This window comes from Kibdelosporangium aridum, from assembly GCF_900176515.1.
In the GTDB taxonomy this organism is placed as follows: Bacteria; Actinomycetota; Actinomycetes; order Mycobacteriales; family Pseudonocardiaceae; genus Kibdelosporangium; species Kibdelosporangium aridum.
This window is the reverse complement of sequence record NZ_FWXV01000020.1, coordinates 24,687-45,597: the sequence shown is the minus strand read 5'-3', so window position 1 is coordinate 45,597 and position 20,911 is coordinate 24,687. Positions and strand designations below refer to the sequence as shown.

Below are 20,911 nucleotides of genomic sequence, written 5' to 3'. Positions count from 1 at the left end.
AGCTGACGAGCAGAGCTAGCGTCAGCGGGATCAGGTCCTTCGCACTGGCACCAGACGGTCGTCGTCAGGATCGGTCGGGATGGCTTGCGGCGTTGCCCGAGGTGCCCTGGGCAGTAGGCGCCGCCACGGCGGATTCGTCGGCGTAGACCATGAGGGTGGAACCGCCGATGGCAAGCACGATGCCGATGAACCCGTAGACCGACGGCATGGTTTGGTAGACGATCAGCGAGAGCACGATGGTGAGGACCGGCGCGAGCGCGTTGGTCACCGGCGCGACAATGGTTGCTTTGCCGCGAGAGAGCGCCATGACGAGGAACAGCGCGCCGACGGCGTTGAGCAGCTGGATCCCCAGCGTGAGGGCGGGAGCCTGCCACGGGGCGTCGCTGGGGAACTCCCCCATCATCAACCAGGCGACGGGCACGAGCAGCAGCCCGCTGATGGTCATCCACGCGAAGGTCGTGGCGTCGTTGACGCCGACGTTGGCGGCTTTCTTCATGTAGTACGCCTGCACGCCCCATGCGACCATGACGATCAGTGCCAGGACCAGCCATGGTCCGGCGGCGGCGTCACCTGAGCCGCTGCTGATGCTGAACAGGACGATGGATGCCAGTGCGGCGACCACGCCTATGGTGGCCAGCATGCGGATGCGCTCCCGCAGGATGACCACCGCCATCAGCACGGTGATCGCGGGAGAGATCGAGATGAGCGGGAAGATCAGGTACGCCGGTCCGATGGTGAGGGCCTTGAACAGCACGAGCTGGCCACCGGCGCCGGTGAGGCCGACAACAAGGCCGTACACCGCCGCGATGGGGCGCCGGTCCAGCTTCTGGCCGCGCATGGCGAAGTAGGCGGGAATCAGCATCGTGAAGGCCCACAGGATGTACACCATCTCGTTGGGATAGTCGTACAACGAGGTCGGGGTGCTGGAGAATGCTCCCCAGACGCCCCAGAACAACACCAGGAGTCCCGCGTACGGGATCCAGCGGCCACGGGTTGTTGTGCGGTCAGGCATCATTGCCTCCTTGGAATACGGTGGTCGCGTGGGTCCGTAGCCGGTCGACGGCCTCGGTGCGCAGTGGTGTGCCGGCCAAGCGGGCCGCGTACAGCGCAGCACCGAGGACAGGCGGGAGGAGCGGGTCGCGCAGATCGACCGGCGTGTCAGCGAGGCGTTCATGGAACGCGCCACGCACCTCCTCGCTCGCGAAGACGCCGCCGGACCACGAGACTGGGACGATGTCGCCGGGCGCGTAGCCGAGCTGGGCGATGGTGGTCTTCACGAGGTCGGCCAGCCGCCTGCCCGCCTCGCGGAGGATCTCCACGCAGGTGGTGTCGCCGTCGGCCGCAGCCGCGGTGACGACCCGGGCCAGGGATGCCACCTTCATCCGGTCGCCCTGCCACCGGTTGAGCACCACGTCGACAAGGTCCAAGTCGGTGGCGAGCCTCAGATGGTCGGCAATGTGCTTGTGCAGCGGCCCAGCGGGCAGCCGGCCGTCAGACATCCGCGCGAACGCGTTCAGCCCACGGATGGCGATCCAATAGGCCGACCCCTCGTCGTCGAACAGCTCGCCCCAGCCGCCGACGCGCAGCCCGCGGCCGTTGTGTTCGCCGTAGGTCATGGATCCGGTGCCGGCGATCACGTTGACGCCGTCAACGGCTCCCAGCGACCCCGCCCAGCCGGCCACCATGTCGTTGTCACAGCCGTACCGCTGGTGACCGAGCACCCGGTCCGGGATGGCGTTCAAGGCCGCAAGATCGCCGCTGACCTCGCCATAGCCCGGAAGCGCGACGAACGCGTAGGTGATGTCCGCCGGGGTGATACGGGTTTCGCCGCAGACCGACGCGACGCCGCTGCGCAGGACGTCCTCGACCAGGCCGATGTTCCGCCCGAGGTAGTAACTGCTCGGGGCCAGAGCGGTGGCGAGGAGCTCGCCGTCACCTGTCAGCAGCGCGAACGCGGTCTTGGTGCCGCCGCCGTCCACGCCGAGGAACATGCCAAGGTCACTGGTCGAGCGCATGGATGGTGACTCCCTCCACGACTCGGTTCACCTCGCGGGCCGGGAAAGGATTGTCGGGACTGAGCCCCAGTGCACGTGACGTTGCCAGGGCGATGTGCTGGGCGGCCAGCAGGAGTACCGGTGCGACGGCGACATCAGGCAGGTGGCCGAGTCCTGGGAACGACCAAGTCTCCTCTTCCGCGTCGTCGCGGCATCCCACGGTGATCAGCTGCCCGTCGGGCAGAGCTGAGCGGAGCTCGTGCACGATGTCGAGGTCGTAGCGGCGCGTGTAGGGGTCGTTGGACAGGTACACGACCACCACCGTGGTGGCGGTGAGCACCGACTTGGGGCCGTGCCGGAATCCCAGCGGCGAGTCGAAGTAGCTCACGACGCCGCCGGCGGTCAGCTCGAGCAGTTTGAGCGCGGACTCGCGGGCCACTCCGGTCAGCAGGCCGCTGCCGAGGTAGACGAACCGGTCCGCATGGTCCTCGGCCAGTTCTCGTGCCCGCTTGGCCAGGTCCGGCAGCGCGGCTGCTGCGACGTCGGCGAGCAGCGCGATGTCGTGGCGTCCACCCAGCACAGTCAGCGCGGCCAGCATCATGCTGGTGACGCTGGAGGTCATGGCGAATCCGCGGTCGTTGGTGCCTTCGGGCATCAGAAGCGCGAGGCTGCGGCTGCCGCTCGTGGTTCGGTACAACCGTCCGTCCGGGTTGCAAGTGAGGATCAGGTGCCAGCAGTCGGTCAACACCTCGTCGGCGAGCTGGACCGCGGCGAGCGACTCAGGGCTGTCCCCGGAACGGGCGAAGGAGACCAACAGTGTCGGGTAGTCCTCGGCCAGGTGCTCACGCGGGTTGCTCACCAGATCTGTGGTGGCCACCGCGTCCACACGACGGCGTAGCGCCCGCGTCAGCCCGGGAGCGAGGATTTGCCCGGCGAACGCTGACGTGCCAGCGCCGGTGAGCACGATCCGCAAGTCGTTACGCGCCAACAGTGGCGCGAGAAACGCGTCGATCCGTCCCTGATCGGCGCCCAGGGAGCCGGCGAGCGCGCGCCACACGTCTGGCTGTTGGGCGATTTCCCGTGCGGTCCACAGGTCCTCGGTCATGCGGAGAAAGTAAGGACGGCCAGACTGGTCTGCAATGAAACTACTACTGGTACGATACTGGTATGCAAGGCTCCGACCACGGATTACGGCCGCTGGCACTCCCCCGCGGCGCCTTCGGTCCGGAGTCGGTTCCCTTGTACGAGCGAGTCGCGGGCCAGTTGTGGGAAGACCTGCGGGCAAGCGGAGCGCGCAGCAGCGACCGTCTCCCGTCCGAACGGATCCTCGCCGAGCGCTACCACGTCTCCCGGGTGACCATGCGCTCTGCGCTGGGACTGCTCGCCGAGCACGGCGCAGTCCAGGCCGCGCCCGCCCGCGGCTGGTTCGTCGCCGGCGAGGTGACCGCCGCGACCGCGACCGCACACGTCGAGGGATTCGCGGACTACGCCCGCAAACACCGCATCCCGCTCAGCACCCGGGTGCTGTTGTCCCGTGTCCGCCCCTGCACTGTCCGGGAGGCACAACGCCTGCGGATCACCCCGGGCGACAGCCTCTTCGAGATGCGGCGGCTCCGCTCCCTCAACGGCATGGTCGTCGCCCTCGAACACAACCGGCTACCGCTCGCCCTGTGCCCGGTCCTCGTCGACACGGACTTCACCCACGCGTCGCTGTACGCCACGCTGCTGACCGCCGATCCTCCCCAGATCCCGCGGCACGCGGAGTACGCCGTGGAAGCCCGGCCTCCCAACCGCGAGGAGGGCCGCCTGCTGGAGTTGGCGGGCACGTCTGTCCCAGTCTTGATGGCACGACAGCTGACCTACAGCCAGCACGGCCACCCATTGGAACTCACCGACCAGGCGTACCGGGGCGACCGATACCAGTTCCGCGCCGCCATCACCTAGGCCGTGTCTCAAAGTCCTCGTGACACGACCTAGGCGCAAAGGGAGACCACGCCCAAGATCAGGTCCGGTTGGTGATGGAGGCCCGGAAGCGGTAACGGTCGCCCCGGTAGACCTGGACGGTCAGTTCGATCGGGCGGTCGTCCTGGTTGAAGGTCAGCTGGGTCGCGACGAGCATCGGCATGGTGTCGCCGGTCTCGAGCAGCTCCATCTCCCGTGGCGTCGGGTGTCGGGCCTCGACCGAGTAGTCGGCGACGCGCGGCAGCTGTGGTGGGTCCGCCGCGCGCAGGGTGGCGTACAGCGAGGCGTTGTTGAAGTCGGTGTCCGCCAGAGCAGGGCAGACCGTCAACGGGAGGCGGTTGTGCTCGAGCACGACCACCAGGTCGTCGAGGAAGCGCAACCGGTGGAGGTCGAAGAGGTCGGCGCCGGGCGCGATGCGGAGGTGTTCGGACTCGGGCACCGTCGCCGGGCGAACCGTGGCGGACAGTACCCGGCTGCTCGCCGTCAGGCCGTTGACCTCGGCGTAGTCGGCGAAGCCCTGGACCTGAGGCGCTGTCGCCACAGACGCCGCCGCAGGTTCGGCCGACTGGTCAAGCTCGGCGACGAACCACCCGCGCGACGACGTGGGCCGCACGATGCCTCGCGCCTCCAGTTCAGCGAGAGCGGCTCGCAGAGTCACGCGTGACACGCCGTATCGGGTCGCCAGCGCTCGCTCGGAGGGCAGTCGGTCGCCCGCGCACGCCGCGGTGGCACGCAGATCGTCCAGCAGCTGCGCGGCGGTGCGCTCGTACAGCGGCAACGCGTCGTCCGCCAACAGGCCACGGGGCAGCGGCGTCTTCACAACGGGCATACCAGAACGATACCGGTCCTTTTTGGCCCCAAATCGGACGACCGGAGCATACCGATACAACCCATTGACAAGCCATTTTTAGACCACTTACGTTCGCCGGGTAGACCGCCGACTCGCTGTCGGACACGCACCTGACAACGAAGGGGAGTTCGACATGGCCAACATGAAGCGGCGAACTGTGCTGAAGGTGGCGCTGGGAGGTGCAGGCGCGGCCGCGTTTCCCGTTCTGGCCGGCGGCGCCGGATCAGCAGCCGCCGCACCGAACCGTGGACCCGACCTCGTGGGGGTCGGCGACACCTCCATCACTGTGGAGTTCGACGACAAGCTGCGTAGCCGAGTGGCTTTGAAGGGCGCCAACGTCACGCGCTTCGACGCTGGAGAAGCTCTGTTACTGGGCAACAGGACGATCGACGCGTTCGCTTACCGCAGCCACCAGACTCGCAAGACGTGGCACCCCCGGCACGGAGCGGGGATCCAGGTGACGATCCAGGGCGACTCCGCTGAAGGCGTACGGAAGACGGTCGAGCTGACCTCCTTCGAGCGCCTCGCGGGGATGGTCGTGATGACGGTGACCTACACCAACCTGTCCGGCGCCGTGCTGAACGTGACCGGGTGGCGCAACGGTGCCCACGAACTCCTGGACGCACCGGGCGGGTTCTACACCTTCTCCGGTACCACGCACGAGGACCGCCGCGACTGGGTGCAGCAGATGACGGACGGGTTCGCCCAGGAGAACTCGCTCGGGATGGTGTCCTCCGACTACGGCGGCGGTACTCCGCTGGCGACTGTCTGGCGCCGCGACGCGGGCCTGTCCATCGGACACGTCGAACCCGTGGCCAGGATCCTGCGCATGCCCGTGCGCAGAACGGGCGGCGGCGCGAGCATCGCCATCGAAGGCGACACGCCCCGTGCCCTGCAACCGGGCAAGCAGCTGACCACCGACACCACGTTCCTGACGGCACACCCGCGCGACCATTTCGTGCCGCTGCAACGCTATCGGCAATACATGGGCGACATCGGTCAACGCGCACCCGAGACGCCCAGTGCCGCAGTTGAGCCCATCTGGTGCGCCTGGGGTTACGAACGTGGTTTCACCGTCGAGCAGATCGTCGGGACGCTCCCGAAGGTGGCCGATGTCGGTCTCAAGTGGGCTGTGCTCGACGACGGCTGGCAGACCAACGAGGGCGACTGGGACATCAATACGCAGAAGTTCCCGCGCGGTGAAGCGGACATGCGAGCCTTCACCAAGCAGATCCGGGACGCGGGACTGCGGCCGCGTCTGTGGTGGGCCCCGCTCGCGGCCGACCCCGACAGCAACCTGTTCAGGCAACGCCCCGACATGCTGCTGTTGGACCGTGACGGCAACAAGCAGGTGGTCACCTGGTGGGACGCCTTCACCTTGTGCCCGGCGTACGAGCCCACTGTGGACTACTTCGTCGCGCAGGCGAGGAAGTTCATCCGCGACTGGGGCTATGAAGGGCTCAAGATCGACGGCCAGCACCTCAACGCCGTCATCCCGTGCCACAATCCGGCGCACGGCCACGCCCGCCCCGAGGAGTCGACCGAAGGCGTGGCGCGGTTCTGGAAGCGGGTGTACGACGCGGTGCATAAGGCGAACCGCGACGCCGTCGTCGAGCTCTGCCCCTGCGGCACGGCCTTCGCCTTCCACAACCTGCCCTACGTCGACCAGTACCCGGCCTCGGACCCGCTGTCGTCCTACCAGGTTCGCACCAAGGGCAAGACGATGAAAGCGATGATGGGTTCGGGCAGCAGCTACGCGGGCGACCACGTGGAACTGAGCGACGGCGGCGACGACTTCGCGTCCAGTTACGGCGTGGGAGCGGTGCTGTCGACCAAGTTCACCTACCCGCAGGCCTCTCCGAACGATCCGTACGTGCTCACCCCGGAGAAGGAGGTCTTCTGGCGCAAATGGGTAGGCCTGTACAAGAAGAACATGCTGTCCACCGGCGAGTACCGGGGCGAGCTGTACGACATCGGTTTCGACAAGCCCGAGGCGCATGTCGTCGCCAAGGACAAGACTCTGCACTACGCCTTCTACGCCGACCGGTGGCACGGCAAGGTCGAACTGCGCGGCCTGGGCCGCAGCCGGTACCGCCTCACGGACCCGTTCAACGGTGTCTCGCTCGGCACCGTCGACGCCCAGCACAACACCGTGAAGGTGACCTTCGAGCAGTTCCAGATCATCGTGGCGGAGCCGATCAGCTGATCTGATCCGCCGAGGTGCCCGGAGCCAGGCCCGCCTGGCCCGGGCCGTCCACGGTTCGGGTCATCCTGGCCGCGAACCCGTTCACGGCGTGCTGGAACACACGGGTCACCTCGGCGCCGTGACGCTCGGCCAGAGCCGTGCCTTGCCGGGAGGCGGCCGGAAACGCCTTGTCGCGCAGTTGGATCAGGTAGCTGTCAGCGATGGCGTCGACGGCGTCGGCGTAGCGGCATGGGTCTACCAATGATCACGGCATCTCCTCGATTCCAGGAAACGCAGGGCAACCTGCATGCCAGCGCGCCGATGCCCGAAACAACGAAATGGCGGACTCGCGCCAATGCCAGTGTGCACTGAACCAGGAGAAACAGTCTCTGTGGATGTCAAGCGAAAGACGACACAGCGAAACCGAACACCTACTCCCACGAAGATGGCCAACTCTTGCCAGACGCGTACAGGTCCACCAGTTTGGACAGGATCATTCCGCTGAACATACCGGATGTGCTTGAGGGACAACAGATCCACTGTCTCGGACGTCCGCGGCTCGCACCGGCTGGCCGGCTAGATTGACGACGTGGCAACACGTTGAGGGTGACTTGTTGTAGGCCCTCAGGCCCATAGCATGGCTTTCGTGTCCACGGCTACGACGGAGGATGACGAGTGAGCACAGTCCAGGCGTCCGACAGCAGGCGTCTCGATGTCTTCGCGGAAGGGCCGGAACATGCGCCCGCACTGCTGTTCCACCACGGAACCCCGGGCGCTGCCGAGTACTACGCGCCCCTTGTCGCGGCGGCGAAGGCAGCCGGATTCCGGTGGATCTCCTACACACGGCCAGGTAACGGCGGCTCTGACCGGTCGCCGGGGCGCACAGTGGCCGATGCCGCGGTAGATTCCGCAACGGTACTGGACGCGCTGGGAGCCGGCGAGTTCGTGACAGCCGGTCTGTCCGGTGGTGGCCCGCACGCGCTGGCTTGCGCGGCACTGCTGCCCAGCCGGTGCGCGGGGGCCGTGACTGTAGGCGGGCTCGCCCCGCGGACCGAGTTCGTCACCGCCGGGCTCGACTGGACCGATGGTATGGACCAGACCAATGTCGCCCAGTTCGACGCGGCCGGTGCCGGAGAGAACTCGTTGCGTGAGTTCATCAAACCGTTCGCGGACCAGATCGCCACGCTCGACGGCGCCGGGGTGGCCGGCATGCTCGGCAGTCTCGTGGACGCCCCCGATCGCGCCGTTCTCACCGGAGGCTACGCCGACTACATCGCTGCGAGCTTCAAGGAGGCGACCCGCGTCGGCATCGACGGCTGGGTCGACGACTTCCTCGCGTTCGTCCGGCCGTGGGGTTTCGCACTCGCCGATGTCCAGCGCCCGGTCGCGGTGTGGCATGGGTCCGAGGATCGAATGGTTGCCCCGCGGCACGGCGCGTTCCTGGCCGAACACCTCCCGGATGTCCGTCCACACCTATTGCCGGGCGAAGGGCATCTGTCCCTCGGTGTCGGCTCCTTTGCCGAGATTCTCGCCGAAACCAAGGCATTCCTGGACTAGCTGTCGCGGGTCATGAGGTTGTTGACGCCCCGCTGCTCGCGCGAACGGACATACATCCGCTCTTTTCCGGCTACTGACACATTTCAACCACCGCAACCGTGAATTTCGTACGATACATCGGATATCTGCCTACTTTGGGAGAGATTCGATGGGTATCAAACGACGACGCGTGCTGCTGGGGACAGCCGCAGTACCACTATTGGGCGCGACGCCTGCCGTGGCGGACGTGACCCCGCAGTCGGTCATCTGGGATGGCGACCCCGCCAGGGGAACCAGCGTGTTCGACGGCCTCGAGCGGGATCCGGGCTCGATAACGGTGGCGAATGACCCGCAGGGCACCTTCGGCCGGTGTTTCCGGTACCAGACCCAGGACTGGTCCAACGGCAAGGAGCGTTGCGAGAGCAGAGGATTGCGCAATCCCGACGGTTCAGTACTACGCCTGAACTCGGCATACGAGGGACGCACCCTCTACATGGGCTGGCGGGCATTGTGGAACGTCAACCCGAACAACGCGTGGATCGCCGTGTATCAGCTGCACATCTCTGGAGCGAGCGGTGGGCAGGCGAAGTCCGGCCCGTTCGTGCTGCGCACGGTAGGCGACGGCATGCTGCACTTTCAGCTCACCGCACCGGCGGGCGCGACCAGGCACATCTGGTCGACCAGGTTCCCGGTGAACCAGTGGAACCGGATCGTGGTCGGGATGCGAGTGTCTCGAGGCGGCGACGGCTGGGTGGAGTTCTGGTGGAACGGTGTCCAGCAGAGGTTCAGCAACGGCCAGACCCGCTATCCCTGCCCGACGTTGTGGGGCAGCCACATCAACCACAAGTGGGGCGTCTACCGCTCCGGTAGCAACAGCGGTACCAGCGTCGCCTTCCTCAACCGCGCCCGTCTTGGCACCACGCTCGCTGACGTCGCGCTCTGATCCAGTCCCACCACCTATCGCTGGTTTTCCTCCGCCGCCCAGCGATGGGCAACCGTGATGGTCGACCATCCGGACTGCTCGTGGATCTCGACTCGACTGGCGGTCGTTCCCAGGCCGGGACTACGTCGCACTGCGCACGAACGGTTCTGGGCCCGCGGTTGTCACGTGTCTGCCGCCATCACCGTCGCAGTGTCCCGCGTTACCCTCCCGCGACTCGCGGGGAACGAGCCGGTGCCCGTCGGCAAGTGGATCACCACGAGGAACGGCAGGTAAGACGCGCTCGCCTGCCGCGTCACCAAGACGGTGGAGCTTCGATGTCTCCCCAAGGGGCAACTCACAGTGCGATGTACTTGGTGTCCAGGCACTCCTGGATACCGCCGTCCCGGCCACCGATCGGTTCTGCTGCGTTTCCCGCTCGGCCAGCTGTCCAACGACGCCACCGTCATCGTCCCTCTGGCACCCTCCGCCTGGGCACCGCTGTACGGCATGCTCAAGGACGTCGATAGCTCTGCCTACAGCGGCGAGGACGCCTCTTCCTGACGGCGTGTGCCGCCGCGGAAGGCGGCTACGACGGCGATCGCTACGACCACGTGCATGAGCATGAGGCCGACGACGTTTCCGGCCGTCGCGCCACTGTTCAGCAGAAGCACATCCGGGATCCAGGTGAGGACCAGCACGACCGGAACGACCACGCGTAGTGCCCGTGGGGCATAGCGGGAAACCACGGTCCAGCCGACCGCCCCCAGGACGATTCCGATCAATGTCAGGGACAAGTATTGCGCAGGAACGAGGCCTGCCCCGATGCCGCCGTCGTCGAATTGGCGCGCGGCCAGCGCGATGGCCGTATTTGCCGCCAACGCGATCAGGGCGGCCACACCGAGCCTTATCGCGATGCCGCGGATTGAAATGCTGGTGGTCATAGCCATCCCCGCCTTGGGTTGTCTGTGCAACCCAAACTAAGTGGGTTGCGTGTTGAAGTCAAGCGGGATCTACGGAAGGCTGTGAGCGTGACATCGGAGAACGGCGCACCGGTGGGCTGGCGCGGCGATGATCGCGGCTTTGCCTGGCTCAACCTGGTGAAAGTGCTGCTCACGCTGCCCGGCGCGCTGGAAAGCCAGCTCATCCGCGATGCGGATCTCACGCTGCTCGGCTACATGATCCTCTCCCGGCTGGCCGCGCTACCCGACGCGACTCTGCGGATGAGCGAAGTCGCCCAGATGGCGAACGGGTCGTTGCCACGGACCTCTCACGCGGTGACGCGACTCGAAGAACGCGGATGGGTGAAACGAACCTTGTGCACCGGCAAAGGACGGCGGTTCACCACCGTGACGCTCACCAACGCCGGCCGCGCTCACGTCGAGGCCGCAGCTCCCGGGCACATCGCCAACGTTCACCGGCTAGTTGTGGAACCCCTGGGCGACGACTTCAGGGCGATCTGTGCCGCCGCCGAACGCATCGTCGAAACCCTTGGACTGCCCGTTGCCGGTGAGCCCGGCCTTTGATGGCCGGCAGTACATACAGCGGCGACAGGTGTCTGTGGCGCGCAAGCTGGTACTTCAGGATCCCGGACTTGTAGCAGATCACCTGGTTGCCGTTGAGCACCGACGGGAACCAGTACGCGGACTTGTCGTCCGGCGTCTTGCAGTGAGTCGTTGGCGCTGTTGGCGTTGATGGAGTCGTTGCCGAGGAAGGTGTGCAGGTGCGACGCGCCCGGGGACGCGATCACGTGGTCGGCGGCGTTCAACAGCAAGTACATCGACAACAGCGGCGGCCTGGCGAACACGCCTGTGCAGGTGAACGGCAACCGGCTGACCGTGACTGCCCCGGATCGCCTTGGCGTCTGGAAGGTCTACGTCATGGCCGAGGACGGCCACGGCAACATCGGCATCAAGACGAAGTCGGTCCGGGTCGTGGCGCCACAACCGGCCGGAGTGAACGTGGCACTGGGCAAGCCGTCCACCGCGTCGTCGTACCAGCAGATCGGTGACGGCGCACCACTGTGCGAGGAAATCGATGCCACCTGGGTGGGTCCTCAGAATCTGCTTACCCAAGACGTGGACGTCCTGGTACCCGCGGCGCTGGGCGGTTGGCCTGCCGTGCACCGTTCTGCAACCGTCCTCTGCGCTGTCGAGAAACGCCATGCTGATCAAATATGCACACAGCAGCGCTTGATTGAGCAGATTCAAGCAGATACGGTACGGCGCTGATCCGTCACGAGCTGTAAACGGAACGGAGTTCCCATGGCCGGAACACTCCGCAGGCTCGCTGCCTGCCTATGCGCCTGCACCGCCTTCCTTGCCGCACAACCCGCGAGTGCCGCCGATACGACCGTCACCTACACGCCGTCGGCGGAGAACTTCGCCAACCCGGAGCGGGGGCTGTACCACCACACCGGGGACTGCGACAAACAGGTCTTCGACGCCGCCGTGCTGCGCAACTACCGCACACAACAGGGCATCTCGCTCGTGATGTGCGTGTTCTACCTGGCGGAGTTCAGATCCGCTCCGATCAGCCAGGCCGCGCTGACCCACCTGCAGCGGCAGTTCGACGCCGCACGCACGGCCGGAGTCAAGGTGATCCTGCGTTTCGCGTACACCACGAGCACGGACGGCGCCGACGCACCCAAGGACCACGTGCTGGCCCACCTCGACCAGCTCGCCCCGGTCCTGAACGCCAACAGCGATGTGATCCACCTGATGCAGGCGGGGTTCATCGGCGCCTGGGGCGAGTGGTACTACACGCAGAACTTCGGCAACGCAGGCGTGATCAGCGCGACCGACTGGACAAACCGGAAAGCCGTCACGGACAAGATCCTCAGTGTCCTGCCGGCGACGCGGATGGTCCAGCTGCGGACTCCGAAGTTCAAACGGACCATGTACAGCGCCAGCCCGCTCTCCCCCGGCGACGCGTACAACGGCACAACCCTGGCACGCCTGGGACACCACAACGACTGTTTCCTGGCCAGCCCGGACGACTTCGGCACGTACGAGAACCCGTCCGTCGAGTACCCGTACCTCGCCGCGGAGACAACGTACCTCGCCATGGGCGGCGAGACCTGCGCGCCCAACCCGCCGCGATCCAGTTGTCCCACGGCCACAAGCGAACTAAGCAGCTTCCACTGGACATACCTCAACACCGACTACCACACCGGCGTGCTGGACAGCTGGCGCGCCGAAGGCTGCATGGCCGACGTGACCCGCCGCCTCGGCTACCGGTTCACCCTGCAGACTGGCACATTTCCCAGTGCGGCAACGCGTGGCGGCCAGTTGCGCGCCAGCATCTCGTTGAAGAACGACGGCTGGGCCGCCCCGACCAACCCGCGCGGCGCCGCTCTCGTCCTGCGCAACACAGCAACCGGCGCGTACTACTGGTTCACCGTCGAAGCCGACCCCCGCAGGTGGCATCCGGGCAGTACGACGACGATCTACCCTGCGGTCACGTTGCCCGCCGACATGCCGACAGGCATCTACACCCTGCTGCTCGTCCTGCCGGACAACCAGTTGACGTCCCGGCCCGACTACTCGATCAGGTTCGGCAACGAGAACGTCTGGGAAGCGACGACAGGCTTCAACAATCTACGCCACACCGTCACCGTCTCCTGACCCGAGGGCTCGCGGCACGACCCGGCCGTCAAATGGCCGGCAGCGGCGTCACCGCATCACTCGCCACCAACGGCCTACTTCGAATGATTTTCCTCGTCGACATGGCACCGCATACTCCCTCGCGCCATGGCTCCACTGTGGGCGTGGGAGCCGCCAGATCTCAGACCTGCAGTGGTCGCTCAGGCCAGTTCAGCAAGCGCGCACCGAGAATCGCCGCCTCGAGGGTGAAGCGCTGCGCGGGGTCTCGTGGGTCGTGTCCGGTGAGATGTTTCGGGTTGAGAATCTCGACGTGCGTTTCACGACGCGAAGATGGATCCCTATGGGCCAGCAGATCCAGTCCGTGCCGCTGCTCCACCACGTGCAAACCTACGCCGGCGAACACCGAGGAACCGAGTCAAAGCCGAACAACAGGCCCAACCGCCAGTACAGCCTCGAACGGTTCGACCACACCGCGAGCGGAATCACCACGATCACCAGCAACGGACTGCGCCACATCGACAGCGACGCGCCATTCGGCGAAGAAATCGCCTGCACACTCCGCACCCCACAAGCCGGATACGCACGCGCCATCGTCGGCGCGATGTGCGAGTTCATCACCCTCAGACGCACCCGCATCGAATACGGCCAGATCATCGACAACCACAACCACCTCTTCGACGGGACAGGCAAAGAGGGCCTACTCGCCGCCACCCACCCGCGCTTCGACGAGAAGTTCAACTACATCACACGCAACCCCAACGCCGCCCGCACAAGCGACAACATCGAACTGCAGATCGTCACCCTCCTCCCGATCAGCCGGCACGAGATCGAGCTTGCCGCGCCCGACATCGATCTGCTCTACGAGCAATGGCAGAAAAACCACCCTGACTTGCTTGACATCACCAGACCATCCGCCCTGTAGCGGCTGCAATCCGCGCGATACGCCAGATGTTCGGCCGCGCCAAACCCGACCTACTCCGCAAACGAGTCCTACTCACCGACTGAACCAAACCGATCAGATCACGGAAACCGTGCCAGAACCACGAATGGAGCGGCGTTGACACCACAGGTTCGAATCCACGTTCCTAGCTGGCCGAAACGGCACCAACCAGCGCCGACTGGCCCTATCGCGCCGCACGTGCAGCGCACCGCGCAAACGCGTGCATAGGAGTTGTCACCATGCTGCAACGGTCTTCAACCGACACGACCAGGGTGGATGTTCAGCGCCGTTTGCCACAGTTCGGGATTGTTACCCAAATCACATCCCGCAGCGGGCTACTTGGCGACCCTATTTGGCTGTTGGGTCAAAAAGTTTCATGATCCACTCCAGTTTCGCTCCAGAATCGGCCTGTTGATCTTGATTTAGATCAATGTGGACAGTTAGAGCATGATCATCCGGCAAACACAAAAAGGCCCTCCGACCTGATGATTCATTCAGATCAGAGGGCCTACTTGCGACCGTCGGGACGACAGGATTGAACCTGCGACCCCTTGACCCCCAGACAGGTCCATAAAGGAGGGTCACCTGCGGAAACAGAGAACCCCCTGCACAACACAGGTCCGTTGAGGTCAGTTTACCGCATCTCAAGCATCTACAAGCAGAACGAACTCTCCCAATTTTCTCCCACTCCCAGGCAGGCGACGCACAGCACCCAAGGCGCCCCACCACCATCACCAAAGCCGAAGCCCGAAGACACCCGCTGGCCCAAGGCAACGTAGACGGTCCTCTTGAGACTATCCACACCGGAACATTGCACACTTGACGTGCTATCAAAGGCGCATGGTTCGTGATCGTGCAATGCCCTAAGCCACTTTGGACAGTTCGAACGCGTCCAGAATGTGAGCTGAACTCGGTAGCCAGTGATTGACTCTCGCTTCGCTGGCCACGGCCATCGTGGTATGGACGTTCTACAGCTGCACGTGCAGGCTTGACACGAGCTGAATCCGGCCGGTCATCTCCGTGAGGCATTCCCAGGCCTGCAGGCTGGTCGCCGGGTCGGCAAGCAGGTCGATGAGCGCGCGGCGTGCAGTCGCTCGATGTTGCGGATCGAGCTGTACCAATAGCTGCGCGGCTTCAGTCCGCTGGGACGGCGCCGCGCCAATAGCCTGAGCTTCGAGGACCGCGCCGGCTCGATTCCGGTCGGAGAACCAGCGTGTGGCGAGCAGGCCATCTGCGAGCGCGCGGTGGTGTTCGTCCACGGACGTGTCGGAGACGAGCCGGCCGAGCACCCCGACTGCCAGATCTCGGTGTTCAGCGGGTTGGTCGAACAGGGCGCGGCTCGCGTGGTATCTCGCGGCAGCGTCGGCTGCCTCGTCCTTCGCGATGGTCTCCATCACCGACAGTCCGGCGTCGGAGTATCTGCTGTGCACTTCGATCAGCGACTGCCAAGCCTGCACTCGCGCCAGGTCCGGGAACTGTTCGGATGTCATTGCGTGGAGTAGCGCTATCCCCTCGGCGCGCTCTCTTCCGGACGTCGCGAGGGCTACTGCGGCCAACCTGCGCTCGTCAGCGTGGGCTTGCTCGTCGACGGCCAGGTCGCGCAGCACTGCGTTGGCGGCGTCGCGGCGGAACCTGGACATGTCGAGCAGTGTGGTGGCGGCGTGGCGGCGGCAGGCCGGGGTAACCCTGTTGTCCTCGGCGAATCGTTGAACGAAGTCGAACATCGCCTCCCGGCGGGGTGTGTCGAGTTCGGCGACGTTTATCGCGGCCTCGGTCCGTTCCCAGACCGCGCAGGAATCATCCTCGACAAGGCGCGTAAGCGCGTTGATGGCATCGGGACGGCAAGTCAAGTCCAAGCTGGCGAGGCGCAGGGCAGCCAGTCGGCGTTCCCACCCTCGCAGGCTGTCTCCGGTCAGTTCATGCAGCATCCGGGCGTTAGTGCGTCGATTGTGTGGGGCGATTTGGAGCATGCCTTCGACTGCTTCCAGGCGCACGAGTCCTGGAACGGTTGGGTTGGACCCAAGCTCAGTCAGCTCAGAGTAGGTCTCCCAGGCCCGTGTTTCGTCGGCCCGGACCAGTTCGATCCGCGCGTGGATCGATGGGATCGGTTCGGCTGTCTCCTCGGTCGCCAGCCGCGCCAAGGCGGTGAGGCCGGATTTACGCGCGGCCTGATCGAGGGAGCGCAGGTGCTTTGCTGCCTGTAGGCGACTCCGCCCGTCCGCTCTGCGATCGTCGGCGATGTCCTGCAGCGCGGTCACTGCGTGTTCCCTCGGTTCGGGGCCTAGGCGGACCAAGTGTTGCGCCGCTTGGTAGCGGAGCGCGGGGTCAGTGTGTCGGGCATCGGCCACTGCCCGAAGGGTGTCGACCAGTCCGCGCAGTGACGCACCGCGCCAACCGTCGAGTACGTCAGCAACCTTCATGCGCCACGACGGTTGCGTGGACGGGTCGAGGGCCAGCGCCCTGGCGAGGTCGGCGGCTTCACGCACCTGATCGCCACCGAAGGTTCCTAGCTGCACGCAGGCTCGAAGCCGGGATTCCGGCCACACCAAAGTGTCTGCCGCCAGGCCGCGTAGCGCGGCGGCGATAGCGTTGTACCGCTCGGTGCCGTTCTTCTCGACGAGGTGCTCAAGCGCATCGAGGCGATGTTCGGGGTGAACCGCAGGATCATGCGCGATGTTGTCGAGTTCCATGAACGCGGCCCGACGCCGGTCGCCACCGCACAATACTGCGACCTTGGCGATCTGAACTCGCGATCGGGCATCAGCCGCTTCCCGCAAGTGGTCAAGCCATGGACCGACCGTCTCATCCCTCGCGCGAGCGAGCACCAGACACGCGTTGATGCGCTCACGCTGCGGTGCCTCGGAATTGTCGACCATGGCGCGGAGGGTCGTCAGCGTGACGGCTCGTTCCTCATCGTTCACCTCCATAAGCGCCTCGGCCACGATCAGTCTGTGCTCAATGGGAAACGTGGCGTCGCTGGACACTGCGCGGAGTGTTCGAATGGCACGCCGGTGTTCATGTTCGCCGCCGACTTGCGCCACGAGCCGGATCAGGCCGGAGAGGTCCGTGATGCGGCCGGGATCGGCGAGTCGCCACTGCAGGGCTTCCGCCACCGGCGCGAGATCGCCTTCCGTGTGAGTGAACAGATCAGCCACGTACGGATCGACTGGACTGCGTGGCAGGTCAAGCAGCCAACGGTGTTCCTCGGCGAGTTCACTCTGAAGGTCTGGTCGGTGATCTCTGAGATCGTCGACGGCCCGCCAACGATCGTCGGTATCGGCGGTCGGATCCGTGGTGAGATGGCGAAGTGCTGACTCGCCGCGTTCGCGGTAGTGGCTTGGCGAGCTCAGCAACTTCACGGCTGCACGGCGCCGTGCGCCGTGGGAAGCAGCCACGTCGGCGCCCAATCTGGCGAGCAGTGCTGTTGCGTCCGCGTGGGCGCCGGTCCTGGCGAGCTCGGTGGCGATGGCCTCCTTGGCAGCGGACGTAACGGCCATAGACCGGCCGAGCCGAACAAGCAGCACTCTGGCCAGCGCCTCCCTGGCCGGGTCGACATTGCCTGTCAGGATCGCCGTGTGGACCTGCCAGTCCGCGGACATCGTCGAGTCGTCGAGGTGCGCATCGCACAACTGAAGTACATCGGCACGATGTTCATTGCCCATATTCGCCAAGATTTGACCGGCACGCGCCCAGTCCGCAGGCTTGCCAGTCGGATCGTCGAGCAGTCCAGGCAAGGCTCTGAGAGCCACCTCATACGCCTCGGCGCCTAGCTCAACCAGGGCGTTGATTACATCGAGTCGTTCGCCAAACGACATCGTCGTGTCTTGTACCAGCACACTCATGATGTCGACCGCTCTGGACCGATATGTCCGCCCGAGTCCGGCGATGGCCTGGGCCGCATAGAGCCGCCAGAACGGGCCAATGCTGTAGTCGTGGGCGACGCCAGCGAGGAGTTCGGCAGCCGAAGGCAGGTGGGGCGTTCCCAGTGTGCCAAGGGCTTTCGCGCCGGACACTCGAGTCCCACCAGATAGCGCCGGTTCTGCGAGCAGTCTCTGAAGCTGCTTCGCCGCCCAGTCGTAGCGACTCGGCGCGATCGCGAGTATCGCCTGGACTACTTCCAGGCGCTCGCCGTCGTCGATAGCTGGATCGTCGACGAGCTTGACCAAGACGTCCGCGGCGAGCTCACGGTGATGCCTACTGACTTTCGCGAGCGCTGAAGCGGCCTCCACTCGGTCAGATACTCCGAGAGCCGGGCTCAGCATCATGTCCTGCAGCAGAACCACGGCTTGCTGTAGGTACTCACCGCCGAGCTTGGCCAACTCGCGCACCGCGATGTGGCGTTCGTCCGGGGATGCGCCAAGGTCGACGGCCACGTCGGCGAGCACTCGTGCGGCCTCCTGACGATGTTCAGCATCACCGAGTTCGACCAACAGACCAGCCGACTCGACCCGGTCTCGCACAGTGGTCGCCGAGCGCTCCGTCATCCTGAGCAGCACCCGCATGGCGAAGCCGTGGGCTCCAGATCCGAACTTCGCGAGAACCTTCGCGGCCTTCCGACGGTGGTCGGGGGGCCAGGACTCACCGGTGTACGCCTCGAGCAACGGGATCCCATCACGGACGAGGTCAACTACGGCGATCTTCAACTCGTCGTGAATGTCCTCCTCGAGCAACGACACCAGCCAGGAGGGCACCTTTGGTCGTCCGATCAGACCACCGAGCTTCTTCTCCATACTCTCGAAGTCCGGCTCGTCGGTGAAAGCCTCATTGCGTAGAACAGACAGGTAGTTCTCGAGCCTCGCGTCGTCGCAGGGCACGCCCCGACTAATCAGTTCGCCAGCGCGTTCGCGCTGCTGAAGCGTGCCGTTTTGGAGTGCATCGAGCACTGCGTCGCCGTCCGGGCCGATGTGCAGGTAGTGCAGAACAACCGTGGTGTCGTGCTCGTTGCCCTGGGACATTCCGCGGATCAGCTTGGCCCAGGCGGATTCGGTGATGCTGAACCGTGCCGGGAGCATCTTGGCTTCCGCAGAAGCCGCAAGATGTTCGGCGAACGTCTGGTGCAGGAACCGCAACCGCTGTCCGCTTCGACTCAGCAGGCCACCCTGGCACAGCCACTCTGCCAGGTGGTCCTTCCACTTGGGCCCGCGCCTGGCCGGGAGCAGGTCCTTCTTGGTCAGGTAGTCCCCGGCAAGGTCAAGCAGCGGCGTCTCGGTCTTCATGTAGCTCAGGGCAAGATGCTCCAGCAGCGGTCTGCGTTCTTCGTCGATCCGCTCTGCCCGCTCATCATCGGGCCCCGCCAGCTCTGCGAGAACCACATGAGCGATGGAACGGCGGATTTCCGCATAGCTCTCGATGTACCGGTCGTAGAGTGCGTACTGGTTGGCTGGCAGCGAGCTGTCGGGGGCCGACTGGTGGAGTTTCGCTGTGATCGCCGCCAGCAACGGCATCTTCAAAACGCGTGTAAGACCGGCGGTTCGGACCTGGTCGAGGAAATGGTTGGCCGCGATCTCCCCCTCGGACGTACTGTCGCTGTTGAACCAGTTCAGCGCGAACCGCTTAAGAGCCTCCGAGTCAAACGGTTGCAACTCGAAGATGCCCGCCCCGTGGAGCCGCTCGGTCTCACGGGCATTCAGAGGCCTGGTGGTGATCAGGAACCTCGTCGAGTTGGTGGGCTGCCCAATCCGGTCCGCGATCTGCGTGAGCAGGTTCTTGCGTGAGGCCTCGTCGGGTATCTCGTCGAGCGCGTCGATCACGACCAACCATCGGTAGCCCTTGATGTCCTGCGTGAGCTGCGAGTCGGGCATCTGATGGTCGGAGAACCCCGCGTACTCCTCAGAGACCGACGCGTGCAACGCCTCGGCCCACAACGGCATGTGGGGGCGCCTGGGGTTGTCGAGATGCTTGGCAAGCACGCGAGCCGGCAGCAGCAGGGGGATCAGGGTCGGTGCGGCAGGATCTGCTCTTGGTGCCCGTGCCCATTCGGCACGTGTGACCGTCAGTTGCCGGGCGAGCATCGTCTTGCCCATGCCCGCGTCACCCTCGATCACGAGATGATCGTTTTGATCGAACACGTCATCGAACGGCTGTGCCAGCGTCGACGCCAACCGTGTGCGCTCCACATAGCCCTGTTTTTCCGATGACTCTTCTAACGGGTCATCCCGTCGCATCTCGGCCAGCGAACTGACGCTCTGCCTCACATACACCTTCAAAAGGGACAGGTGCTGGCGCTCCGGAAACAGTTCGCCCAGGTCGCTACAGTGTCTGACGACCTTATCCAGCAGGTCGACCAGGACGGCTGGAAGCGCGTCGAGCTGCAACTCGACTATCCCGACGAGCAGAACCTGCAGGTCCTCGGTCCGCGCCACCCAGACCGAATGCTCCCCCCACCCGTCGGCGCTGTTGTAGCGCGCACGCACCACACCCACAACGACATCGTCAGTGAGCCGGCGCACCGGCGCACCGCTCATCCCCAGCATCACCGACGACGAGACCATACGTCCCACCAGCACCTGCCCCTGCGGCGCGCGGCCCGCCCACTCGCCCAGAGCAGGCAGCCAGCGGTAGTAATAATCCGGATCGTCTATTTTGGACACACCGGTCGCCACGACCTTGGTTTTATTCTCCACCAAGTCGGTGCGGGACCACCCCTTGACCGACTCCGCCAGCGGCACCGATGCCCTCATCACGGCCAGGTCATGCAGCCGGTCGACCTGCACCACCTCAGCGCTCGCCGCCTCACCGCCAACCTTAAGCGCGTCCACCGACACCGTCGCCCCCACCTCACCGCACCTCAGACCGTGCAGCACGTGCCACGCGGTCACCAACACCCCTGGTGACACCTGGAAGCACGTCCCCACAGCGACGCCATCAGCGTCGAGCACCCGACCCAAATACCCAGGAACGACGGAGTCACCGGTCATGGC

General features: G+C 65.2%; 15 protein-coding genes. 8 read left to right on the top strand and 7 right to left on the bottom strand.

Annotation, left to right across the window (positions count from 1 at the left end; translation table 11 throughout):
- Positions 1-64 precede the first annotated feature (64 nt).
- The 3 genes from B9C43_RS52520 to B9C43_RS52510 are packed head-to-tail and all read right to left on the bottom strand — an operon-like array spanning position 65 to position 3,099.
- Positions 65-1,012, bottom strand: a complete 948-nt coding sequence (locus tag B9C43_RS52520; protein WP_033393876.1) for a DMT family transporter — start codon at positions 1,010-1,012, stop codon at positions 65-67.
- Positions 1,005-2,015: an N-acetylglucosamine kinase gene (locus tag B9C43_RS52515; RefSeq protein ID WP_235039356.1), complete on the bottom strand. Its 1,011-nt coding sequence runs from the start codon at positions 2,013-2,015 to the stop codon at positions 1,005-1,007. Before B9C43_RS52515 ends, B9C43_RS52520 begins: the two co-directional genes overlap by 8 nt.
- Positions 1,999-3,099 carry an SIS domain-containing protein gene (locus B9C43_RS52510; RefSeq protein ID WP_084434717.1) on the bottom strand — a complete coding sequence of 367 codons (1,101 nt, stop codon included), beginning with the start codon at positions 3,097-3,099 and terminating at the stop codon, positions 1,999-2,001. Before B9C43_RS52510 ends, B9C43_RS52515 begins: the two co-directional genes overlap by 17 nt.
- Positions 3,100-3,161: 62 nt before the next feature.
- On the opposite strand from B9C43_RS52510, the gene B9C43_RS52505 reads away from it, so the two are divergent.
- Entirely contained in the window at positions 3,162-3,938 is a 777-nt protein-coding gene (locus B9C43_RS52505) for a GntR family transcriptional regulator (protein WP_084434716.1), read from the top strand.
- A 58-nt stretch (positions 3,939-3,996) separates the two neighbouring features.
- Here the strand turns inward: B9C43_RS52505 and B9C43_RS52500 are convergent, their stop codons facing one another.
- Positions 3,997-4,785, bottom strand: coding sequence for a GntR family transcriptional regulator (locus tag B9C43_RS52500; RefSeq protein ID WP_084434715.1), 789 nt, complete (start codon positions 4,783-4,785; stop codon positions 3,997-3,999).
- Between the two features lie 154 nt (positions 4,786-4,939).
- On the opposite strand from B9C43_RS52500, the gene B9C43_RS52495 reads away from it, so the two are divergent.
- Positions 4,940-7,012, top strand: coding sequence for a glycoside hydrolase family 36 protein (locus B9C43_RS52495; protein WP_084434714.1), 2,073 nt, complete (start codon positions 4,940-4,942; stop codon positions 7,010-7,012).
- Here B9C43_RS52495 and B9C43_RS52490 read toward each other — a convergent pair.
- The gene (locus B9C43_RS52490) at positions 7,005-7,253 is read right to left on the bottom strand and encodes a hypothetical protein (protein WP_084434713.1); all 249 of its coding nucleotides are present in this window, start codon (positions 7,251-7,253) and stop codon (positions 7,005-7,007) included. The two genes, B9C43_RS52495 and B9C43_RS52490, sit on opposite strands and share 8 nt — an antisense overlap.
- Before the next feature lie 413 nt (positions 7,254-7,666).
- Between B9C43_RS52490 and B9C43_RS52485 the strand changes: the two genes are divergently transcribed.
- Both B9C43_RS52485 and B9C43_RS52480 read left to right on the top strand, forming a co-directional pair.
- On the top strand, positions 7,667-8,548 hold the full coding sequence (locus B9C43_RS52485) for an alpha/beta fold hydrolase (RefSeq protein ID WP_084434712.1): 882 nt from the start codon (positions 7,667-7,669) through the stop codon (positions 8,546-8,548).
- A gap of 148 nt (positions 8,549-8,696) precedes the next feature.
- Complete coding sequence (locus B9C43_RS52480) at positions 8,697-9,470, top strand: heparin lyase I family protein (protein ID WP_033393862.1); 774 nt, start codon at positions 8,697-8,699, stop codon at positions 9,468-9,470.
- A gap of 512 nt (positions 9,471-9,982) precedes the next feature.
- Here the strand turns inward: B9C43_RS52480 and B9C43_RS52475 are convergent.
- A complete protein-coding gene (locus B9C43_RS52475) occupies positions 9,983-10,390 on the bottom strand; it encodes a DUF6069 family protein (protein WP_051898188.1) in 408 nt (135 codons plus the stop codon).
- An 87-nt stretch (positions 10,391-10,477) separates the two neighbouring features.
- Here B9C43_RS52475 and B9C43_RS52470 point away from each other — a divergent pair, with 87 nt between their 5' ends.
- From B9C43_RS52470 to B9C43_RS52455, 4 genes are all read left to right on the top strand, one after another.
- Positions 10,478-10,972 (top strand): MarR family winged helix-turn-helix transcriptional regulator, encoded by a 495-nt coding sequence (locus B9C43_RS52470; RefSeq protein ID WP_235039355.1) that lies wholly within the window; start codon positions 10,478-10,480, stop codon positions 10,970-10,972.
- A gap of 150 nt (positions 10,973-11,122) precedes the next feature.
- Positions 11,123-11,677: a hypothetical protein gene (locus tag B9C43_RS52465; protein WP_084434711.1), complete on the top strand. Its 555-nt coding sequence runs from the start codon at positions 11,123-11,125 to the stop codon at positions 11,675-11,677.
- 33 nt (positions 11,678-11,710) lie between these two features.
- Complete coding sequence (locus tag B9C43_RS52460) at positions 11,711-13,072, top strand: DUF4832 domain-containing protein (RefSeq protein WP_084434710.1); 1,362 nt, start codon at positions 11,711-11,713, stop codon at positions 13,070-13,072.
- Between the two features lie 319 nt (positions 13,073-13,391).
- Positions 13,392-13,973: a suppressor of fused domain protein gene (locus B9C43_RS52455; protein WP_160097369.1), complete on the top strand. Its 582-nt coding sequence runs from the start codon at positions 13,392-13,394 to the stop codon at positions 13,971-13,973.
- Positions 13,974-14,959: 986 nt separating this feature from the next.
- Here B9C43_RS52455 and B9C43_RS52450 read toward each other — a convergent pair.
- On the bottom strand, positions 14,960-20,908 hold the full coding sequence (locus B9C43_RS52450) for a serine protease (RefSeq protein ID WP_084434708.1): 5,949 nt from the start codon (positions 20,906-20,908) through the stop codon (positions 14,960-14,962).
- Positions 20,909-20,911 lie beyond the last annotated feature (3 nt).